General features: G+C 71.0%; 17 protein-coding genes and 1 pseudogene. 12 read left to right on the forward strand and 6 right to left on the reverse strand.

Annotated features, from left to right (window positions below; all coding sequences use genetic code 11):
* Positions 1–113 precede the first annotated feature (113 nt).
* The 6 genes from AB0D53_RS25845 to AB0D53_RS25870 all read left to right on the forward strand — a co-directional run bounded on the left by AB0D53_RS25845 (position 114) and on the right by AB0D53_RS25870 (position 5,982).
* Positions 114–449, forward strand: a complete 336-nt coding sequence (locus tag AB0D53_RS25845; protein ID WP_189543466.1) for a YbaB/EbfC family nucleoid-associated protein — start codon at positions 114–116, stop codon at positions 447–449.
* 37 nt (positions 450–486) lie between these two features.
* Complete coding sequence (recR, locus tag AB0D53_RS25850) at positions 487–1,086, forward strand: recombination mediator RecR (RefSeq protein WP_329820306.1); 600 nt, start codon at positions 487–489, stop codon at positions 1,084–1,086.
* 131 nt (positions 1,087–1,217) lie between these two features.
* Positions 1,218–1,877, forward strand: a complete 660-nt coding sequence (locus AB0D53_RS25855; RefSeq protein ID WP_329820307.1) for a DUF5063 domain-containing protein — start codon at positions 1,218–1,220, stop codon at positions 1,875–1,877.
* Between the two features lie 839 nt (positions 1,878–2,716).
* On the forward strand, positions 2,717–3,988 hold the full coding sequence (locus AB0D53_RS25860; protein ID WP_072487889.1) for an aspartate kinase: 1,272 nt from the start codon (positions 2,717–2,719) through the stop codon (positions 3,986–3,988).
* On the forward strand, positions 3,985–5,049 hold the full coding sequence (locus AB0D53_RS25865) for an aspartate-semialdehyde dehydrogenase (protein ID WP_362450561.1): 1,065 nt from the start codon (positions 3,985–3,987) through the stop codon (positions 5,047–5,049). The genes AB0D53_RS25860 and AB0D53_RS25865 overlap by 4 nt, the downstream gene beginning before the upstream one ends.
* A 357-nt stretch (positions 5,050–5,406) precedes the next feature.
* Positions 5,407–5,982 (forward strand): SigE family RNA polymerase sigma factor, encoded by a 576-nt coding sequence (locus AB0D53_RS25870; RefSeq protein WP_072487891.1) that lies wholly within the window; start codon positions 5,407–5,409, stop codon positions 5,980–5,982.
* Here the strand turns inward: AB0D53_RS25870 and AB0D53_RS25875 are convergent.
* Entirely contained in the window at positions 5,973–6,104 is a 132-nt protein-coding gene (locus tag AB0D53_RS25875; protein WP_362450564.1) for a hypothetical protein, read from the reverse strand. The two genes, AB0D53_RS25870 and AB0D53_RS25875, sit on opposite strands and share 10 nt — an antisense overlap.
* A gap of 39 nt (positions 6,105–6,143) precedes the next feature.
* Between AB0D53_RS25875 and AB0D53_RS25880 the strand changes: the two genes are divergently transcribed.
* Complete coding sequence (locus AB0D53_RS25880) at positions 6,144–7,409, forward strand: hypothetical protein (protein WP_362450567.1); 1,266 nt, start codon at positions 6,144–6,146, stop codon at positions 7,407–7,409.
* A gap of 169 nt (positions 7,410–7,578) precedes the next feature.
* Here AB0D53_RS25880 and AB0D53_RS25885 read toward each other — a convergent pair whose 3' ends face one another.
* Both AB0D53_RS25885 and AB0D53_RS25890 read right to left on the reverse strand, forming a co-directional pair.
* Complete coding sequence (locus tag AB0D53_RS25885) at positions 7,579–8,466, reverse strand: SURF1 family protein (RefSeq protein WP_362450570.1); 888 nt, start codon at positions 8,464–8,466, stop codon at positions 7,579–7,581.
* Positions 8,467–8,575: 109 nt separating this feature from the next.
* Positions 8,576–10,450 carry a prolyl oligopeptidase family serine peptidase gene (locus AB0D53_RS25890; RefSeq protein WP_362450572.1) on the reverse strand — a complete coding sequence of 625 codons (1,875 nt, stop codon included), beginning with the start codon at positions 10,448–10,450 and terminating at the stop codon, positions 8,576–8,578.
* A 69-nt stretch (positions 10,451–10,519) separates the two neighbouring features.
* Between AB0D53_RS25890 and AB0D53_RS25895 the strand changes: the two genes are divergently transcribed.
* Together AB0D53_RS25895 and AB0D53_RS25900 are read left to right on the forward strand one after the other, a co-directional pair.
* Positions 10,520–11,368, forward strand: coding sequence for a methyltransferase domain-containing protein (locus AB0D53_RS25895; RefSeq protein ID WP_362450574.1), 849 nt, complete (start codon positions 10,520–10,522; stop codon positions 11,366–11,368).
* A gap of 40 nt (positions 11,369–11,408) precedes the next feature.
* The gene (locus AB0D53_RS25900) at positions 11,409–11,798 is read left to right on the forward strand and encodes a nuclear transport factor 2 family protein (RefSeq protein WP_329820314.1); all 390 of its coding nucleotides are present in this window, start codon (positions 11,409–11,411) and stop codon (positions 11,796–11,798) included.
* Between the two features lie 182 nt (positions 11,799–11,980).
* Here the strand turns inward: AB0D53_RS25900 and AB0D53_RS25905 are convergent, their stop codons facing one another.
* On the reverse strand, positions 11,981–12,541 hold the full coding sequence (locus AB0D53_RS25905; protein WP_362450578.1) for a helix-turn-helix domain-containing protein: 561 nt from the start codon (positions 12,539–12,541) through the stop codon (positions 11,981–11,983).
* Positions 12,542–12,587: 46 nt separating this feature from the next.
* Between AB0D53_RS25905 and AB0D53_RS25910 the strand changes: the two genes are divergently transcribed.
* Entirely contained in the window at positions 12,588–14,042 is a 1,455-nt protein-coding gene (locus tag AB0D53_RS25910; protein WP_362450581.1) for an MFS transporter, read from the forward strand.
* 71 nt (positions 14,043–14,113) lie between these two features.
* On the opposite strand, the gene AB0D53_RS25915 is transcribed toward AB0D53_RS25910, so the two are convergent.
* Positions 14,114–14,920, reverse strand: a complete 807-nt coding sequence (locus AB0D53_RS25915; RefSeq protein WP_362450583.1) for an SGNH/GDSL hydrolase family protein — start codon at positions 14,918–14,920, stop codon at positions 14,114–14,116.
* A gap of 568 nt (positions 14,921–15,488) precedes the next feature.
* Positions 15,489–15,659, reverse strand: a complete 171-nt coding sequence (locus AB0D53_RS25920) for a hypothetical protein (RefSeq protein WP_362450585.1) — start codon at positions 15,657–15,659, stop codon at positions 15,489–15,491.
* Between the two features lie 441 nt (positions 15,660–16,100).
* Here AB0D53_RS25920 and AB0D53_RS25925 point away from each other — a divergent pair, with 441 nt between their 5' ends.
* Positions 16,101–18,311, forward strand: a complete 2,211-nt coding sequence (locus AB0D53_RS25925; RefSeq protein WP_362450619.1) for a helicase — start codon at positions 16,101–16,103, stop codon at positions 18,309–18,311.
* Positions 18,312–18,339: 28 nt separating this feature from the next.
* A pseudogene (locus AB0D53_RS25930) lies at positions 18,340–18,434 on the forward strand (SseB family protein); the annotation flags it as partial.

The raw sequence follows: 18,434 nt of genomic DNA on the forward strand, positions 1-18,434 counted from the left end.
CTGCCTGAATCTCACTCGAAAGGGTTGCTCGCCAGTGGGTGGGGCGAGCCGCCCGATGACCACGTAGGCTCGGCATACCGAAACATTTTGTCGTCGAAATGCCAGGAGTGACCGTGATTCCCGGTGGTGGTCAGCCCAATATGCAGCAACTGCTGCAGCAGGCCCAGAAGATGCAGCAGGATCTCGCCGCGGCCCAGGAGGAACTGGCCAGGACCGAGGTCGAGGGCCAGGCGGGTGGCGGTCTCGTGAAGGCGACCGTGACCGGCTCCGGCGAGCTCCGCAACCTGGTGATCGACCCGAAGGCGGTCGACCCGGAGGACACCGAGACGCTCGCGGACCTCGTCGTCGCCGCGGTCCAGGCGGCGAACGAGAACGCGCAGCAGCTCCAGCAGCAGAAGCTGGGCCCGCTGGCCCAGGGCCTGGGCGGCGTGCCCGGCCTCCCCTTCTGACTGGAACAGAACAGAACAGGAAAGGAAGGCGTTCCCGTTGTACGAAGGCGTGGTTCAGGACCTCATCGACGAGTTGGGCAGGCTGCCCGGCGTCGGTCCCAAGAGCGCGCAGCGGATCGCCTTCCACATCCTGCAGGCCGAGCCGACCGATGTGCGCCGCCTCGCCCATGCCCTCCTGGAGGTCAAGGACAAGGTCCGGTTCTGTTCGGTCTGCGGCAACGTCGCCCAGCAGGAGCAGTGCAACATCTGCCGGGACGCGCGCCGGGACCTGTCGGTGATCTGTGTGGTCGAGGAGCCGAAGGACGTCGTCGCGATCGAGCGGACCCGTGAGTTCCGGGGCCGGTACCACGTGCTCGGCGGCGCGATCAGCCCGATCGAGGGCGTCGGCCCGGACGATCTGCGCATCCGCGAGCTGCTCGCCCGCCTCGCCGACGGTTCGATCACGGAGCTGATCCTGGCGACCGACCCCAATCTGGAGGGCGAGGCCACGGCGACGTACCTGGCGCGGATGATCAAGCCGATGGGCCTGCGGGTCACCAGGCTGGCCAGCGGCCTGCCGGTGGGCGGCGACCTGGAGTACGCGGACGAGGTCACCCTGGGCCGCGCCTTCGAGGGGAGGCGCCTGCTCGATGTCTGACGCCCTCATGTCTTCCGATGTTCTTCCGACGCCCGTTTCCACGACCGTTCCCGCGACTCACGGCGGCTTTACGTTCAGCGACGCTATGTTCTACTCACCGTTCGCGACCGTGCCCACGGGAGGTCCCCTCGATGTCTGACGCCACGCTGAACTCCGTCACGCAGGACCCGGACGATTTCGCCGTCCAGATCGCCGACCAGATCAAGACGTTCATCGTCGCGGTCACCGAGGTGTCCAAGGTCGAGGAGCCCGAGGAAGCCGTCCCCGTCCTGCTGCTCCAGGTCTCCCAGCTCCTGCTGGCCGGCGGCCGGCTCGGCGCGTACGAGGACATCGTCCCCGACGAGCGCTACGAGCCGGACCTGGGCGCGGAGCCGGACGCCGACGGCCTGCGCGAGCGCTTCGCCGCCCTGCTGGAGCCGATCGACGTCTACTCCGAGGTCTTCGACCCGTACGAGCCCCGCAAGGCCCCGGTCCCGGCCCGGATCTCGGACGACCTGGCCGACCTGGTCACCGACCTGCGCCACGGCCTGGCCCACTACGAGGAGGGCCGCACCACCGAGGGCCTGTGGTGGTGGCAGTTCTCCTACTTCTCCAACTGGGGCTCCACCGCCTCCGCCACCCTGCGCGCCCTCCAGTCCCTGATCGCCCACATCCGCCTCAACCAGCCCCTCCAGGAACTGGACGGCCTGGACACCGACTCGGAGACCATCGACGACGACCTGGCCGAGGAGGCCGGCCGCGTCATGGCCGAGGAGATCGCGGGACCGCTGGGGCTGCGGCCGGTGCAGTAGCGGCCCGGCGGTGACCGGCCGTAAAGCGCGCGCTGTTGCCGGGGCGCGTTGCCTGCCTCCTCTCGGCCTGTGACGAACACGGGCGGTGAAAGGGGGGCGCATCCGAGTGATCAGAGGTGCGGCGGGCCGCCCGGGAGCCACCATCCGATGACGGTCCTCTCCCGGGGAGGGGGGCATGGTGACGCGTTCGAGGTCCGCCACGAGCCGTCCTCATCCAGCCGGGAGCCGGTGATGCCCGATGCGGACGGTCTGTGAGCCGGAGGTGGTGGTCACCCGGTTCGAGCAGCCGGACGGCGGCCAGGGGCGGCGCGGGGCACCGGATCGCGCTCGTCCGCGACGATGCGGCGAACCGGATCATGCTCTGCGTGGACGGCTGCGCCAGGACTGCGGGTACTGCCGAGTTCCGTGGCGGCTGGACGAGTGGCGGCTCCCTCCAGGTCGGCCGAGGGGCGTAGGTCCGTTGGATGGCGCGTACCTGCGGGGCGGTGGGCCAGGTCCGGGCCTTCTCCGGCGCGGTGACCGGCAGCGAGGCCGGCGCTCTCCGGCAGCGGGCGCCGGTTTGCGCGTGGCGGGGCCTCCGAAGGGCGGATGGCTGGGTTCCGGTCCAGGCTGGAGGGGGAGAGCCGCCGGATCGTGGACCCGGACCGCCAGGCATGTGGGTCGGCTCACATGCGGGCGTGCGGGTCCACGCGGCGGGCAGGACGTGTACGAGCAGTCCGGGCGACACACCGATGATCACTTGCTGAGCGGGACATCTCACCATGTGATATCAGCGAGGCGTTTCCGGACTGCTCGTTAAACTGAGTCGACCGCAGTAATGGACTGAGCGAGGAGCGCACGTGGGCCTTGTCGTGCAGAAGTACGGAGGCTCCTCCGTAGCCGATGCCGAGGGCATCAAGCGTGTCGCCAAGCGAATCGTCGATGCCAAGAAGAACGGCAACCAGGTGGTTGTCGTGGTGTCAGCGATGGGCGACACGACGGACGAGTTGATCGATCTCGCCGAGCAGGTATCCCCGATCCCTGCCGGGCGTGAGTTCGACATGCTGCTGACCGCCGGAGAGCGGATCTCCATGGCCCTGCTGGCGATGGCGATCAAAAACCTGGGCCACGAGGCCCAGTCCTTCACCGGCAGCCAGGCGGGCGTCATCACCGACTCGGTCCACAACAAAGCGCGCATCATCGATGTGACGCCGGGCCGTATCCGTACGGCGCTGGACGAGGGGAACATCGCGATCGTCGCGGGGTTCCAGGGTGTGTCCCAGGACAAGAAGGACATCACCACCCTCGGCCGCGGCGGGTCCGACACCACCGCCGTCGCGCTGGCGGCCGCGCTGGACGCCGAGGTCTGTGAGATCTACACCGATGTGGACGGTGTCTTCACCGCCGACCCGCGGGTCGTGAAGAAGGCCCGGAAGATCGACTGGATCTCCTTCGAGGACATGCTGGAGCTGGCCGCGTCCGGCTCCAAGGTGCTGCTGCACCGGTGCGTGGAGTACGCACGCCGCTACAACATCCCGATCCACGTCCGCTCGTCCTTCTCCGGACTGCGCGGAACCTGGGTCAGCAACGAGCCGCAAGGGGACCAGAAGGTGGAGCACGCGATCATCTCCGGAGTCGCCCATGACGTCTCCGAGGCCAAGATCACCGTCGTCGGCGTGCCGGACAAGCCGGGCGAGGCCGCCGCGATCTTCCGCACCATCGCGAACGCGGAGATCAACATCGACATGGTGGTGCAGAACGTCTCCGCCGCGTCGACCGGTCTGACCGACATCTCGTTCACGCTGCCGAAGGCCGAGGGCCGCAAGGCCATCGACGCCCTGGAGCGCAACCGTGGCAGCATCGGCTTCGAGTCGCTGCGCTACGACGACCAGATCGCGAAGATCTCCCTGGTCGGCGCCGGTATGAAGACCAATCCGGGGGTCACGGCGGGCTTCTTCGAGGCGCTGTCGGACGCCGGTGTGAACATCGAGCTGATCTCGACGTCCGAGATCCGCATCTCGGTGGTCACCCGCGCCGACGACGTCATCGAGGCCGTGCGGGCCGTGCACACCGCCTTCGGCCTGGACAGCGACTCCGACGAGGCCGTCGTCTACGGGGGCACCGGCCGATGACCGCGCGCCGTCCTTCGCTCGCGGTCGTCGGAGCGACCGGGGCGATCGGCGGTGTCATGCTCCAGATCCTTTCGCAGCACGCGGATGTCTGGGGCGAGGTGAAACTGATCGCCTCGCCGCGTTCGGCCGGCCGCAAGCTGGTCGTGCGCGGCGAGGAGAGCGAGGTCCTCGAACTCACCGAGGACGTCTTCGACGGCGTGGACGTGGCGCTGTTCCTGGTGCCCGACGAGGTCTCCGCGCAGTGGGCGCCGATCGCCGCAGCCAAGGGCACCGTCGTCATCGACGACTCCGCCGCGTTCCGGCTGGACGCGGACGTCCCGCTGGTCGTGCCCGAGATCAACCCGCATGCCGTACGGATCAGGCCACGCGGCATCGTCGCGAGCCCGAACTGCACGACGCTCGCGCTGATCGTCGCGGTCGGTGCGCTGCACGCCGAATTCGGGGTGCGGGAACTGGTCGTCTCCTCGTACCAGGCGGTGAGCGGGGTGGGCCGGGACGGTGTCGCCGCGCTGCGCGAACAGCTGTCGATGGTCGCCGGTACGGAACTGGGCACGAAGCCGGGGGACGTACGCAGGGCCCTGGGCGATGCGGAGGGCAGCCCCTTCGCCGCCCCGGTCGCCCTCAATGTGGTGCCCTGGGCCGGGACCGAGGCCGGGGACGGCTGGTCGTCGGAGGAACTGGCGATCCGCGAGGAGTGCCGCAAGGTCCTGGACCTGCCGGGCCTGCGGGTCGCGGCGACATGCGTGTACGTCCCCGTCGTCGCGACGCACTCGATGTCCGTGCACGCCCGGTTCGAGAACGAGATCGCGGTCGACCGGGCCCACGAGATCCTGGCGACGGCTCCGGGCGTGGTGCTGTACGACAATCCGGCGGCCGGGGACTTCCCGACACCGTCCGACGTCGTCGGCACGGATCCGACCTGGGTCGGGCGAGTGCGCAGGTCACTGGACGATCCGCGGGGTCTGGAGCTGTTCGTCTGCGGTGACAACCTCCGCAAGGGCGCGGCGTTGAACGTGGCGCAGATCGCCGAGTCGGTGGCCGCGGAGTTTCCCCGGTCCTGATCGAACCTGTTTCGTACATTCTGTGAACGCTCTGTGAGTAAGTTGAAGGCCTCAACCTCTTGAGCTGGGGTGTCGCGATATCCGACGATGACTTTCGGCCCACTGCAACCACTGGCCCGGGAGTGCGCGTCTATGTCGTCACCTCTGGCGCGGTGGGCGCACATTCAGGGCATTCGGGGAAGAGCAGGTATGTATGAGGGCATGTCGCACAGCGGTGAACGCGGTGCCGCGCGCGTACAACCCTGACGGGGGGAAACGTGTCCAACTGGCGTGGCAGAGGTTCTCGATATCACAGTGGTGGGCCCCTTGCGCGGCGCTTCGGTGCGTCCGCTCCGACGGCCCCGCGCACCCGGCGGTATGCCGGTGATTGCGCCCATGCCCGCTGCGCGCCCCGCACGGCTGCCCTCGCAGCGCGAGGGCGCTGAGGAGAGCGTGGCTGCCGGAACCACCGTCGACCATCTCACCGAGACCTACCGGGCTCACTACCGTTCGCTGCTCGGTCTCGCGGCGCTGCTCCTGGACGACACGGCCTCCTGTGAGGACGTGGTGCAGGAGGCGTTCATCCGGGTGCACTCGGCCCGCAACCGGGTACGGGACCCGGAGAAGACACTCGCGTATCTGCGCCAGACCGTCGTCAACCTCTCGCGCTCCGCGCTGCGCCGCCGCATCCTCGGGCTGAAGCTGCTCTCCAAGCCCATGCCGGACATGGCGAGCGCGGAGGAGGGTGCCTACGACCAGCTGGAGCGGGACGCGCTGATCAAGGCGATGCGGGGGCTGCAACGGCGCCAGCGGGAGGTACTGGTGCTGCGCTACTTCGCGGACATGACGGAGGTTCAGGTGGCCGAGACGCTGGGGATATCCCTGGGCTCGGTCAAGGCCTACGGCTCCCGCGGGATCGCGGCGCTGCGCGTCGTGATGGAGGCTCAGGCATGAGCCGGCGCGAGTACGGATACGGCCCTGATGAACGCGGACAGGGTCCTGGTGAACGCGGACAGGGCTCTGATGAACGTGAGCACGGCTCCGATGAACGTGAGCACGGATCCGAACGTGAGCATGGGCGTGAGCGTCGGATCGACCGGACTGGAAACGGAATTGTGAACCACGGGCCGGAGAACGCCTCGCGGGCGGACGCGGACGCGGACACGGAGGCCGCCGGCGCCGGTGCCGACAGGGCCGGTGCCGACGGGGTCGGTGGGACCGCTTCGGCTGGGGCCGGTGGGGCCGCTGGGGCCGTTGAATCCGCCGGGGCGGCCGAGACCGCCGAGCTCGGCAGTCTGAGCAGTCTCTTCGGCTCGGATGCGGGCCCGCACGGCGGACCGGGAGCCGGTGACGGTGCGGACCTCGACGAGGTCGCCCTGCGCCGCATGCTGCTCGGCGCCGTCCAGCACATCGAGCCCAGCGACGGCACGCTCGACCATCTGCAGCGCGCGGTTCCCGTCCGGCGTGCCAAGCGGCGGCAGGCCGTCGTCGGCCTGGCGGCCGCGGCACTGCTCATCGGCACCGCGGTGCCCGCCTTCGTCCACGTCGCGAACTCCGACGGTTCCAACGCCGCCAACCCCGCGATAGCCGGGCACGGTGAGCAGGCGCAGGGCGGCAACGGCACGGACTCCGGCGCGCAGGCCGGCGGCAGGAACAGCGGCGGCAACGCCGACGGGCAGACCGACGGCGACCGGAACCTGCCCACGAGCACGAGCAGCCCCTCCGACAGCCGCGGCCAGGGCGGGGACGGACAGCTGACGGGCGGGGGCGTCGGTCCGAGCAACCCCGCGATGGCCTCCATGCCGAGCTGCGACCCGCAGCAGCTCGGTGTCGCCTCGGCCGAGACCGGTGCGGCCGGTGCCGACGGCACGGTCTACGGAACCTTCCGGATCGCCAATGTCTCCGGGACGGACTGCTCGGTGAGCAGCAGCGGCAGCGTGGGCTTCCAGGCGATAGGCGCGGCCGACCCGGCCAGGATCGCGGTTGTCCAGCACACCGCGGGTGACGCGGCGGCCGGGCTGCCCGACCCTTCGCAGGAGCAGCGGACGGTGCTGCTGAAGCCGTCGATGACGTACGAGGTGAAGTTCGCCTGGGTGCCGAAGGACACCTGTCCGACCGTCGGAGGTTCGCCGAGCCCGTCACCGACCGACGACGCGGGCGGTGCGAGCGGTGCCGCGGCCGCCGGTACCGGTTCGGGAAGCGGCGACGGGGCGACGGGGACGGACGCGCAGTTCGGCAGCGAGGACGGCGGCGGGACGCAGGACGGCAGCGTCGCCGTGACGCACACCCCGGAGGCCGGGGCACCGGTCGCGGAGACGAAGATCGCCAACGCCTGCTCGGGCACGATCTACCGGACCGGGGTGCTCGCTCCCGCGACGTGACACGTGTGACTGGTGACGCGAGGGGCCCGCCGGATCGACGATCGATCGGCGGGCCCCTCGCGTGTGTACGTGTGTGTCCGTGCCTGCGTCCGAGTCCGTGCCCTGCGTCCGAGTCCGTGCCCTGTGTCCGAGCCTGTGCTCGTGTGTCCGAAGCCTGTGTCCGTGTGTCTCAGACGGCTCCGGAGCCCACGGCGTCCTTGCCGGTCGCGGCCTCGGTCCCGGCTCCGGCCTCTGAATCGGCTTCCGTTCTTGCTTGCTCTTCCGTCTCCTCTTCCGCGACCAGGCCGAGTTGCAGGTCGCGTGCCGCTTCTGCCTCGCGGCGGACCAGCCGGAACCACATGAAGAGCACGAACCCGGCGAAGACGAACCACTCGCCGGTGTAGCCGAGGTTCTGGAAGGCCTTCAGGTCGAGCCCGGTGCCCTGCGCCTGGGCGGCCGGGACAGGACGCAGCGCGCCGACAGCCGTGTCCCCGGCTCCGGCACCGGCACCCGTGTCCTGGAGAGTGACCCATGCGTCGTAGACGTCGTACGGGACGAGGTTGATCAGGGACGCGGCGCTGATCATGCCCAGCTGGCCGTCGGGGAGCCCGCCCGCGGTGTCGGCGCCCGTGGTGCCGGCGTTCTCGGACGCCTGGAGGTCGCCGGTCACCGTGACCTCGCCGGTCGGTGCGGGGGGCACGGCGGTGCCGCCGGGCTTGCCGGGCAGCCAGCCCCGCACCACCGGGAGCGCCTTGCCGCTGTCCGTACGGAGCATGTTCAGGACGTAGAAGCCGCTCTTGTCGTCCAGCTTCCGCCCGGGCACCAGGAACTGGTCGGCGTACCGGCCGGTGGCGGTGGCGGGGCGGCCGGAGGTCACCGTGTCGACGGGCAGCAGCTCGTCGATCGGCTTGGCGGGCCTGGAACCCGGGGCGGGCTGCTTCTCGGCGGCGTCGTGCGTCTGGACGCGGTCCTCGAAGCGGCCGAGCTGCCAGGTGCCCATGAACACGCAGAACGGGATGGCCAGCACGACGAAGAGGTTGATCCCCCACCATCGCGGGGTCAGCAGGAACCGGTACACCCCTCCACGGTACGGTCCCCGCTCCGGCCGCCCGGAGCGGGGTGCCGACTGACGGCCGTGTCCCCGGCCCTGTGCCGCCGGGGACGGACGCCCCGTCCCCGGCGGTCCGCTACGCACCGGTCGTGCCCGGCTCCGGGGACAGGTGGCGCCGGGCGAAGTCCAGCTCCAGGCGGACCTGCTTGATCCGTTCCTCCACGACGAGCGAACCGTGTCCCGCCTCGTACCGGTACACCTCGTGCACCGCGTTGCGCTCCTTCAGCCGGTCGACGTAGTTCTCCACCTGGCGGATCGGGCAGCGCGGGTCGTTGACGCCCGCCGAGATGTAGACCGGCGCCCGGACCGCGTCGACGTACGTCAGCGGGGACGACGCCTCGAAGCGCTCGGGAACCTCCTCCGGCGTGCCGCCCAGCAGCGTGCGGTCCATCGCCTTCAGGTCCTCCATCTCGTCGTGGTACGCCGTGACGTAGTCGGCGACCGGGACCGCCGCCAGGCCGAGGGCCCAGACGTCCGGCTGCGTACCGAGGCCGAGGAGCGTCAGATAGCCGCCCCAGGAACCGCCGGCCAGGACCAGCCGGTCCGGGTCCGCGAGGCCGGACTTCACGGCCCACTCCCGCACCGCGGCGATGTCCTCCAGCTCGATCAGGCCGACCCGGTGCTTCAGCGCGTCCGTCCAGGCGCGGCCGTATCCGGTGGAGCCGCGGTAGTTGACCCGGACGACCGCGTAGCCGTGGTCCACCCAGGCGGCGGGGCCGGAGGCGAAGGCGTCGCTGTCGTGCCAGGTCGGGCCGCCGTGGATCTCGAAGACCGTGGGGAACGGGCCCTCGGCCGGGGCGGCGGGCCGCTGCACGAGCGCATGGACACGGCCCCCGGGCCCGTCCACCCACACGTCCTCCACCGGCACGGACGCCGGGGCCTTCGCACCGGGCGGATCGAGCACCACCGCACCCGAGGTGGACCGGATGACGGGCGGCTGCGCCGCCGAGGACCACAGGTACTCCACCGTGCCGTCCGGCCGGGCCGTGGCACCCGACACCGAACCCGCGGGGGTCTCCACCCGGACGGGGGCGCCCCCCGCCCCCGGCTCGTACCGCCACAGGTCGCTGCGGGCCTCGAAGGCGTGCACGACCAGCAGCGCGGAGGCGTCCGGGTACCACTCGGCGACCACATCGCCGGGCAGACCGATCACGAGGTCCGTCTCCTCGCCCGTCGTCGGATCCCAGATCATCGGCTCCCAGCGGCCCCGCCGCTGGTGCCCGACCAGGAGCCTCGTGTCCCCGGCGACGGGGGCGAAGCCCAGCACCGTCAGCCCCAGCTCCTTCGTACCGCCCTCGGTGTCGTCCAGCTCGGCGACCGTCGTCCCGTCCGGGCGCACCACGCGCAGCGCGGAGTGCATCGCGTCGCCGTGCTCGGTGTGCTCCAGGGCGATCAGCGTCCCGTCATGGCTGAGGTCGCCGACGCCCGCCGACTCGCGGTGGCGGTAGATCTCCACGGGCTCCGCTCCGGGCCGTACGACATGGATCGTCGTCCCGTCCTCGTCGGTCGAGCGGCCGACCACCGCCGTGCCGTCCCGCCCGATCACGAGCCCGGCCGGGTACGCGGGGCCGAGGCCGGGCGTCGCCGGTTCGTCCACCGCGGTGCCCGGCTCCGCGTCCCCGCCGGCGGGGAACGGCCGGCGCATCCACACCCCGAACTCGTCGCCATCGGTGTCGTCGAACCACCAGACCGACTTCCCGTCGGGTGTCAGCGCCCCGTCCGTCGTGCCGTTCGGCCGGTCGGTCACCTGGCGCTGCTCGCCGGTGGCGCGGTTCCACGCGTACAGCTCGTACGTGCCCGTCGCGTTGGAGACGAACAGCGCGCGGTCGGGTGCGTCCTCCGCCCAGTCGGGCAACGACACCCGTGGCGCCCGGAAGCGCTGCTCCCACTCCGGCACGGAGGCGGGGGCCTGGTCGGAAGGGGTGGGCGTCGAGCCGGTGATCTCAGTCATGCCCCCATTCTGCGTCGGAACGCCGACAATTCGTTCGCTTCGTCCGCAGCCTGTGGATAACCTCCCGGCATGCATCCATCGAGCCCTGCCGACCGGCCTGCCGACTGGCACGAGGCAAACCGTGCGCACTGGGACGAGCGGGTCCCCATCCATGCCACGAGCGACTTCTACGACCTCGAATCCTTCCGCGCGGGCAAGGACGCCCTGCGCGACTTCGAGCTCGCCGAGGTCGGGGACGTCACGGGAAAGTCGCTGCTGCATCTGCAGTGCCACATAGGGGTCGACACCCTCTCCTGGGCCCGGCACGGCGCCGCACAGGTCGTCGGTCTGGACTTCTCCGAACCGGCCGTCGAGACCGCGCGCGCCCTGGCCCGCGAGCTCGGGTTCGGCCAGGACCGGGCGGCGTTCGTCGCGGCCGACGTCCACGATGCCGCGGAGGCCGTCCCCGACTCGTCGTACGACATCGTCTACACCGGCATCGGCGCGCTGAACTGGTTGCCCGACACCCGCCGCTGGGCCGAGACCGCCGCATCGCTCGTGGCGCCCGGCGGCTTCCTCTACATCGCGGAGTTCCACCCCATCACGGACTGCCTCGACGACTCCACCGGGACGAAGGTCGAGCACGACTACTTCAGCCGTGATGCCTGGGTGGACGAGACGCCCGGCACGTACGCGGACTTCGACGCGCCCACCGTCCACAACCGCAGCGTCGAATGGCAGCACCCGGTCGGCGAGGTGGTGTCGGCGCTGGCCGCAGCCGGGCTGCGGATCGAGTTCCTGCACGAGCACGACATCTCGCTCTTCGCGCGCTTCTCGGATCTGGAACGGCAGGGCGACGGTTCCTACCGCTTCCCCGCCGGCCGGCCGCGCATCCCGCTGATGTACTCCATCAAGGCGTCGAGGGCGGCCGATTCCTGAACCAGGGCCGACTGTCAGTGGCGGGGTCCAGACTCGGAGCATGACGACGACTGCCGATCTGCGCGCCGTGGTGGAGACGTACTGGAGCGCGGCCGGCGCCCGCGACTGGGACGCCTTCGCCGCGACGCTGACCGACGAGGTGGTGTACGACCTGCCGCAGACCCGCGAGCGCATCCGCGGCAAGGAGCGCTATCTGCGGTTCAACCGGGAGTACCCGGGGGACTGGCGCGTCCGCGTCGAGCGGGTGGTGGCGGACGGCCAGGGGCGGCAGGCCGCTGTGCGTACGCTCTTCACGGTCGGTGCCGAGGAGTTGCCCGCCGTTCATTTCTTCGTGTTCGACCCGACGGGGCGGATCAGCGGGATCACCGACTTCTGGCCAGAGCCGTACGAGCCCCCGGCGGGCCGGGAGCATCTCGCCGAGCGGTACTGACGCCCGACGCCCCTGCGGTCTCCCATCGGCGCCGACGCAGAGGGGGCGCCGCCGCCGCCGATGCCATGCTGACGCCGACTCAGCCCCAGACACGGACACAGACGCCGACGCAGAAACAGACGCAGAAACAGGCGCCGCCCCAGACGCCGACGCCGCTCCAGACACAGACGCCGAAGTCGCCGTCAGTCGGCGGACGGGGTCGGCGTTCTGGGCCCCGAGCGGTCCCAGCCGGGGGAGCGGACGTCGACCGTCAGCGTGTTCATCACGACTTCCTCGCCGCAGGTGCGGCAGATCCACGCCGCATCGAGATCGTGCGCGTGCACGGGTGCCTGGCCGTGTGACCGGCCGTCCGCGTCCGAGGGCGGCTCGTGGATCATGACCACCGGCCGGTCCTCCAGCACCCACCGGTCGCCCCAGTCCAGCAGCGCCCGGATGACCGGTGCGAGATCGCGTCCGGAATCGGTCAGGTGGTACTCGTGACGCGGCGGGCGTTCGTTGTAGAGCCGCCGTTCCACCACCCCCGCCTGCTCCAGTGAACGCAGCCGCGCCGCGAGACGGTCCCGGGGCGCGCCGGTGTTACGGGCGATCGCCTCGAACCGGTGGTTGCCGAAGAAGATCTCGCGCACCGCGAGCAGCGCCCACTTCTCACCCACCACGTGCAGCGCCGCAGCGGCCGAGCAGGGGCGGCCCGGCAGCGCGACCGTCGGGGCGGCAGGGGCATGGGGTTCCTGTGCAGCACTCATCACCACAAGGTTGCCATCTCAAACTCACTGGCGCTACCTTGCCGCCATGACAGTTGGAGAATCAAACTCGCTGGCTTCGACGGCCGGCCGGGAGACGGCCCGCCCCTCGCCCTCCGCTCCCTCCTCGCGAGCCACCGTCTGGATCATCTCGGCCGGTGTCTTCGTCGTGAATCTCGACCTGTTCATCGTCAATGTCGCGGTCCCCGCACTCGGCGACGCCTTCGACGGCAGCTCCCTCGCCTCGTTGTCCTGGGTGCTCAACGCGTACGCGATCGTCTTCGCCGCCCTGCTCGTCGTTGCGGGCCGGCTCGCCGACCGGTACGGCCACCGCCGCGGCTTCCTCCTCGGCCTTGCGGTCTTCACCGTCGCCTCCGCGCTCTGCGCCTTCGCCCCGGGAGTCGGCTGGCTGGTGGCCGCCCGCGCGCTGCAAGCGGCCGGGGCCGCCGCGCTCATGCCGACGTCGCTGGCCCTGCTGCTCGTCGACACCCCGGCGGAACGCCGCCCCCGGGCCATCCGGAGCTGGGCGGCGATCGGCGGCATCGCGGCCGGTCTCGGCCCGGTGGTCGGCGGTGTGCTCGTGGAGGCGGACTGGCGCTGGGTCTTTCTCGTCAATGTGCCGGTCGGCGTGATCGGGCTGCTCGCGGGCGCACGGCTGCTGCCCGACGCCCGCCCGCACCGCGAGGGCCCGTTCCCGGATCTCGTGGGGGCGGTGCTGCTCACCCTCGCGATCGGCGCCCTGGCGTTCGCCCTGGTCAAGGCCGATGCCTGGGGCTGGAGTTCGCTCCGGGTCCTGGTTCCGCTGCTCGCGACGGCCGCCCTCGCCGCGGGCTTCTGGGTGCGCTCCGCCCGTCATCCGGCGCCGGTCGTCGAGCTGTCGATGCTGCGTACCCGGGTCTTCGCGACGGCCACCCTCGGGGCCCTGCTCTTCACCGTCGCGTTCGCGGCGATGCTGCTGACGGCGGTGCTCTGGTGCCAGCAGGTGTGGGGGTACTCGGCGATCCGCACCGGACTGGCCATCGCACCAGGGCCGTTGGCCGTGCCCGTGCTCGCCGTCCTCTCGGGGCCGGTCGTCCGCCGGCTCGGAGCGGGCCGCACCGCGGCGCTCGGCTGCCTGGTCTTCGCCGCGGGGCTGATCTGGTGGGCCCTGGTGCTCGATACGGCCCCGCACTACGCGAGCGGCTTCCTCCCCGGCATGGTGGTCACCGGCACAGGCGTCGGCTTCGCCCTCCCCACCCTGGTCGGCGTGGCCGCCGCGGCGCTCCCGTCCACCCGGTTCGCCACCGGATCGGCCGTCACCTCGATGGCCCGCCAGACGGGTTCGGTGCTGGGTGTGGCGCTGATGGTCACGCTGCTCGGAGCGCCGGACGGGCCGGGCGAGGCGCTCGACGCCTTCCGCCACGGCTGGTGGGCGGCCGCGGCCACTGCCGTACTCGGCGCGGTCACCGCCCTGGCTCTGCACCGGCCGGGCGCCGCGGCGACCGCTCCCGCCGCCCGGCTGTGACAGCGGTGCGGCGGGCCTCCGGGAGAACCCCCGGCGGCCCGCCGCGCTGCTGCACCTCCGTCGTCCGCGTCCTACGCGGCCGAGCGGAAGGCCGGAAGGTAACCACCGGACTGACCGGCGGCCTTGGGGTGGTACGAGTTGTAGACCGGGATCGACACGCTGTGGAGCCACGCGTCACCGGAGCACAGCTCGTGCCCGGTGAACTCGTCGACCACGCTGGAGAACGTGAACCCGGCGTCGGCCGCCTGCTTGGCGATCACCCCGTTCAGCACGTCGGACGCGTTGTTTATGGCCGACCGCTCCTTCTCCGAGAGCCCGGCGATGCAGCTGCCGCTCAGCTGGTAGAAGCGGGGGTAACCCAGCACCACGACATGGGCCTGCGGAGCCCTCGAACGGATGGATCCGTAGAGCGAACTCAGCTTTGAAGGAAGCGAGTTCTGGACCTGCGAGACGGCCGAGCCGACGCTGCTGAGGCAGGCGGCCTCACCGGACAGCACGCAGTCCTGCATGACATCGGCGAAACCGACGTCGTTGCCGCCCGCGGTGACGCTGACCAGGCCGGTGGACGAGTTCAACGCCCCCAGCTGGGTCCCGGCCACCGAAGTGGTCGTGGCGCCGGAACAGGCCACGAAGGCAAAGGAAGAAGGCGAGTTGGCGGCTGCCCAGAGGTAGGGGTAGGCCTTGGTGCTGCGGCGGCAGTCGCCGCTGTCGGACAGATAGCTCCCCGCACCGACGCCGGAGGAGTACGAGTCGCCGAGAGCGACGTACCCACCGGCGGCGGCCGTGGAGTTTGCCGAGGCCGGCTGGGCAACGCCCAGCGCGGCCACGGCGGCGAGGACCAGAGTGGATGCGGACGCCCAGAATCTCCGTACTGACATGGCTGTCAGCCCTCCGAAGTGTGGGGGGTGGGTGGGGGGTTGATCGAGCGCCACGTTTCTAGCAGCTATTGGTACCGGCCGGTAATAGCTGCGGAAGAACTGGTCTGATATGCCCGAATGATCGTTCGGGTGCCGTAGCTCCGCGCGTAGACAAACCTCCGGGAGCGCCCCGAATGGGTGGTGTATCGGCGGGAGTTCGTGCGGAGGCCCGCGTCCGCTCGACGGGCTCGCGGGCCTACGGGATCCGGCGGGCGGATCGGCTCGGCGCCCCACCCCGGTACCCCACCCCGACAGCCGCCCCGGCATCCCGCCTCAGTGCCCCCGCCTCGGCACCCCACCCCGACAGCCACCCCGGCGCCCCGCCTCAGTGCCCCGCCCCGGCGCCCCCTTCAGTACCTTGCCTCGGCGCCCGCCCCGCCACCCCCCTCAGCACCCCACCCGGCCCCCTCGGCGCTCCACTCGGCACCCCTCTCGGTGAGCGTCCGCGACACAAAAAACCGCCCTCCGCGGTGGCTGTCCCCAAGAAGGGGGGCCGCCGCGGAGGGCGGTTGTCGAGGCTCTAAGAGGATCAGTTGTGGCCGAACCTCCGCTGCTTCCGGTGGGAGACCTGTTCTGAGATGGCGTGCACCGTCTCCTCGGCGGACGTTGGCCGCGTCTGCTCCTTCGCTTCCGGAGCAGCGCTGCGTTCGTGGCCGCCGGTGCGGGCACCGCGGTTCTGCCGACTCTGCTTCTTGCCCACGATCGTGCCTCCTGTTGCGGATCTCGGACGATGGGCCATCACCAGACTCGCATGTAGGTGCGAAAGGTGCATTCCGGGTGCTCGGTGCCTGGTGCGACTCCCTCCGGGGTCCGGATCCGGCGGCGGGTCACTCGTACCGGCGGCCGGCCGGGACAGCCCGATGAGCCGGGCTCCCGGTGACCGCCGTCGTGCTCGCCCTCCCGCTCGCCGTGGAGCGCACGGCCCTCGGGCGCCCGGGACCTGCGGTGCCCCCGGACGGCGTCATGGGCACAGGAAATCCCCAGGAGCACAGGAAATCCCCGTTCCGCAATTGCGGAACGGGGATTTCCCCGCGTATATTGGGTGGTTCTGTGTGTCACGAAAAAAGGCCCCTCAAGGGGGCCCTACAAGAATCACCATATCCGGCAGGGAGTGATTTTGTCAACTCGCGAAAACGTCGAATTGCAGAAGGAGCAGGAATTCATCGACCGGCTCCACGACCGCGTCGACACGCTGCGCGGGGTCACCGAGCAGCACGTCGAGGACGCGCTGACTCCGGTCGGGAACGGGCTGCAGGCCCGCCTCGAACGCGATGTGCTCGTCGCCGAACGTTCCGGACTGCTGGCATCCCTGAACGCCGTGGACGGCTCACTGTGCTTCGGCCGAATCGATCTCCTCGACGGCGCGGTGCACCATATCGGCCGTATCGGAATTCGCGAGGACGACACCGAACACACTCCCCTTCTGATCGACTGGCGGGCACCGGTCGCCCGGCCCTTCTATCTGGCCACCGGACATACGCCCATGGGCCTGCGCAGGCGAAGGCACATCACCACCGAAGGCCGCACGGTCACCGAGCTGCACGACGAGATCCTCGATCCCGGGGATCGTGAACGCAGCGGCTTCGAGGACCCGAGCGGCGACGCCGTGCTGCTCGCCGCGCTCGACTCCGCCCGTACCGGCCGCATGGGTGACATCGTGCGGACCATCCAGGCGGAGCAGGACCGCATCATCCGCGCCCCGCACCGCGGTGTCCTCGTCGTCGAGGGCGGCCCCGGCACGGGCAAGACGGCGGTCGCCCTGCACCGTGCGGCCTTCCTGCTGTACGAGCACCGTGAGCTGCTGGCCAAGCGCGCGGTCCTGGTCGTGGGCCCCAACCCGGCCTTCCTCCGCTACATCGGCGAGGTGCTGCCCGCCCTGGGCGAGACCGGGGTCCTGCTCGCCACGCAGGCCGAGCTCTTCCCCGGTGTCCACGCCCGCGGCACCGACACCCCCCGCGCGGCAGCCGTCAAGGGCGGCGCGGGAATGGCCGATGCGCTCGCCCTCGCCGTACGCGACCGGCAGGGGCTGCCCGAGCCCGGCGCGCCGGTGGTCGTCCCGCACGACGACGGGGACCTCGTCCTGGACTGGGAGATCGCCTACGAGGCCCGGCAGGCGGCCCGCGAGGCCCGGCTGCCGCACAACCTCGCCCGTCCGTACTTCGCGTTCCACGTCATCGACGCCCTCACCGCACAGCTCACCGAACGCATCGGCGCGGATCCGTACGGCGGCCCCAATTTTCTCGGCCCGGACGACATCGCCCAGCTCGGCAAGGGTGTCGCCGCGAGCCAGGAGGTGCATGCGGCCGTCGGGGCGCTGTGGCCGGTGCTCACCCCCGAGGACTTCCTCGCCGACTACCTGGCCGAGCCGGTGCACCTGCCGGAGGAGGACGCCGAGGCCATCCGGCGCCGTCCCGGGGACCGGGAGTGGACCCCGGCCGATGTGCCGCTCCTCGACGAGGCGGCCGAACTGCTCGGGGTGGACGACAGCGCCGAGCGGGCCGCCGCCGAGGCCGAACGCCTCCGGCGGGTCGACTTCGCGCAGGGGGTGCTGGACCTGTCCCGGGGTTCGGAGACGTACGAGTTCGAGGACGAGGAGTCCGAGGTCCTGGCCGCCCACGATGTCATCGACGCCGAACGGATGGCGGAGCGGCACGAGGAGGCCGATCACCGGAGCGCGGCCGAGCGGGCCGCCGCCGACCGGACGTGGGCGTTCGGGCACATCATCGTCGACGAGGCGCAGGAACTGTCGCCGATGGCATGGCGGTTGCTGATGCGCCGGTCACCGACGCGCTCGATGACCCTGGTCGGCGATCCGGCGCAGACTTCCGAGGAGGCGGGTGTCGGCTCGTGGGAAAGGATCCTGGAGCCGTACGTCGGCGATCGCTTCGAGCACGTCAGGCTGGGGGTCAACTACCGTACGCCCGCGGAGATCATGGAGCTGGCGGCCGGCGTCGTACGGGCCGTGGATCCCTCGTTCGAACCGCCCGGGTCCGTACGGTCCACCGGCCGGGCGCCGTGGACACGGGACGCCGGGGCGGATCTGGCGGGCGCGGTGGCGGAGGCCGTCGCGGAGATGACGCCCGAGGAGGGGCGCCTCGCGGTGATCGCGCCGTGCGCCCTGCACGAGGAGATCGCATCCGTGCTCGACGGAGTGACGGCCGGTGCCGAACCCGACCTCACCCGTTCCGTGGTGCTGCTCGGCCCGCGTGGGGCCAAGGGGCTCGAATTCGACCATGTCCTGGTCGTGGAGCCGGGGCGGTTCGGGACCAGCGACCTGTATGTGGCGCTCACCCGGGCGACACAGAGCCTGGGCATCGTCCACAGGGAGGAACTGCCCGAACCGCTGCGCTGACATCGAGGGGCGGGCCGCGCCCGGGGGGTTCGCGACGTCGAAGGTGTACTGCCCGCGCGGTGACAACCCCGGGTTCCTGGCGCTGCACAACACCCAGCAGCCGGTGATCCCGATGTTCACCAC

The sequence above is a fragment of the Streptomyces sp. NPDC048295 genome, assembly GCF_040652135.1.
Lineage (GTDB): Bacteria > Actinomycetota > Actinomycetes > Streptomycetales > Streptomycetaceae > Streptomyces.

Excerpts from the sequence above, each read along its gene's own strand:
- AB0D53_RS25855 (WP_329820307.1), top strand. The coding sequence starts at position 1,218 with ATGTCTGACGCCACGCTGAACTCCGTCACGCAGGACCCGGACGATTTC.
- AB0D53_RS25865 (WP_362450561.1), top strand. The coding sequence starts at position 3,985 with ATGACCGCGCGCCGTCCTTCGCTCGCGGTCGTCGGAGCGACCGGGGCG.
- AB0D53_RS25870 (WP_072487891.1), top strand. The coding sequence starts at position 5,407 with ATGCCGGTGATTGCGCCCATGCCCGCTGCGCGCCCCGCACGGCTGCCC.
- AB0D53_RS25875 (WP_362450564.1), bottom strand. The coding sequence starts at position 6,104 with ATGCTCACGTTCGGATCCGTGCTCACGTTCATCGGAGCCGTGCTCACG.
- AB0D53_RS25890 (WP_362450572.1), bottom strand. The coding sequence starts at position 10,450 with ATGACTGAGATCACCGGCTCGACGCCCACCCCTTCCGACCAGGCCCCC.
- AB0D53_RS25895 (WP_362450574.1), top strand. The coding sequence starts at position 10,520 with ATGCATCCATCGAGCCCTGCCGACCGGCCTGCCGACTGGCACGAGGCA.
- AB0D53_RS25900 (WP_329820314.1), top strand. The coding sequence starts at position 11,409 with ATGACGACGACTGCCGATCTGCGCGCCGTGGTGGAGACGTACTGGAGC.
- AB0D53_RS25905 (WP_362450578.1), bottom strand. The coding sequence starts at position 12,541 with ATGAGTGCTGCACAGGAACCCCATGCCCCTGCCGCCCCGACGGTCGCG.
- AB0D53_RS25910 (WP_362450581.1), top strand. The coding sequence starts at position 12,588 with ATGACAGTTGGAGAATCAAACTCGCTGGCTTCGACGGCCGGCCGGGAG.
- AB0D53_RS25915 (WP_362450583.1), bottom strand. The coding sequence starts at position 14,920 with ATGTCAGTACGGAGATTCTGGGCGTCCGCATCCACTCTGGTCCTCGCC.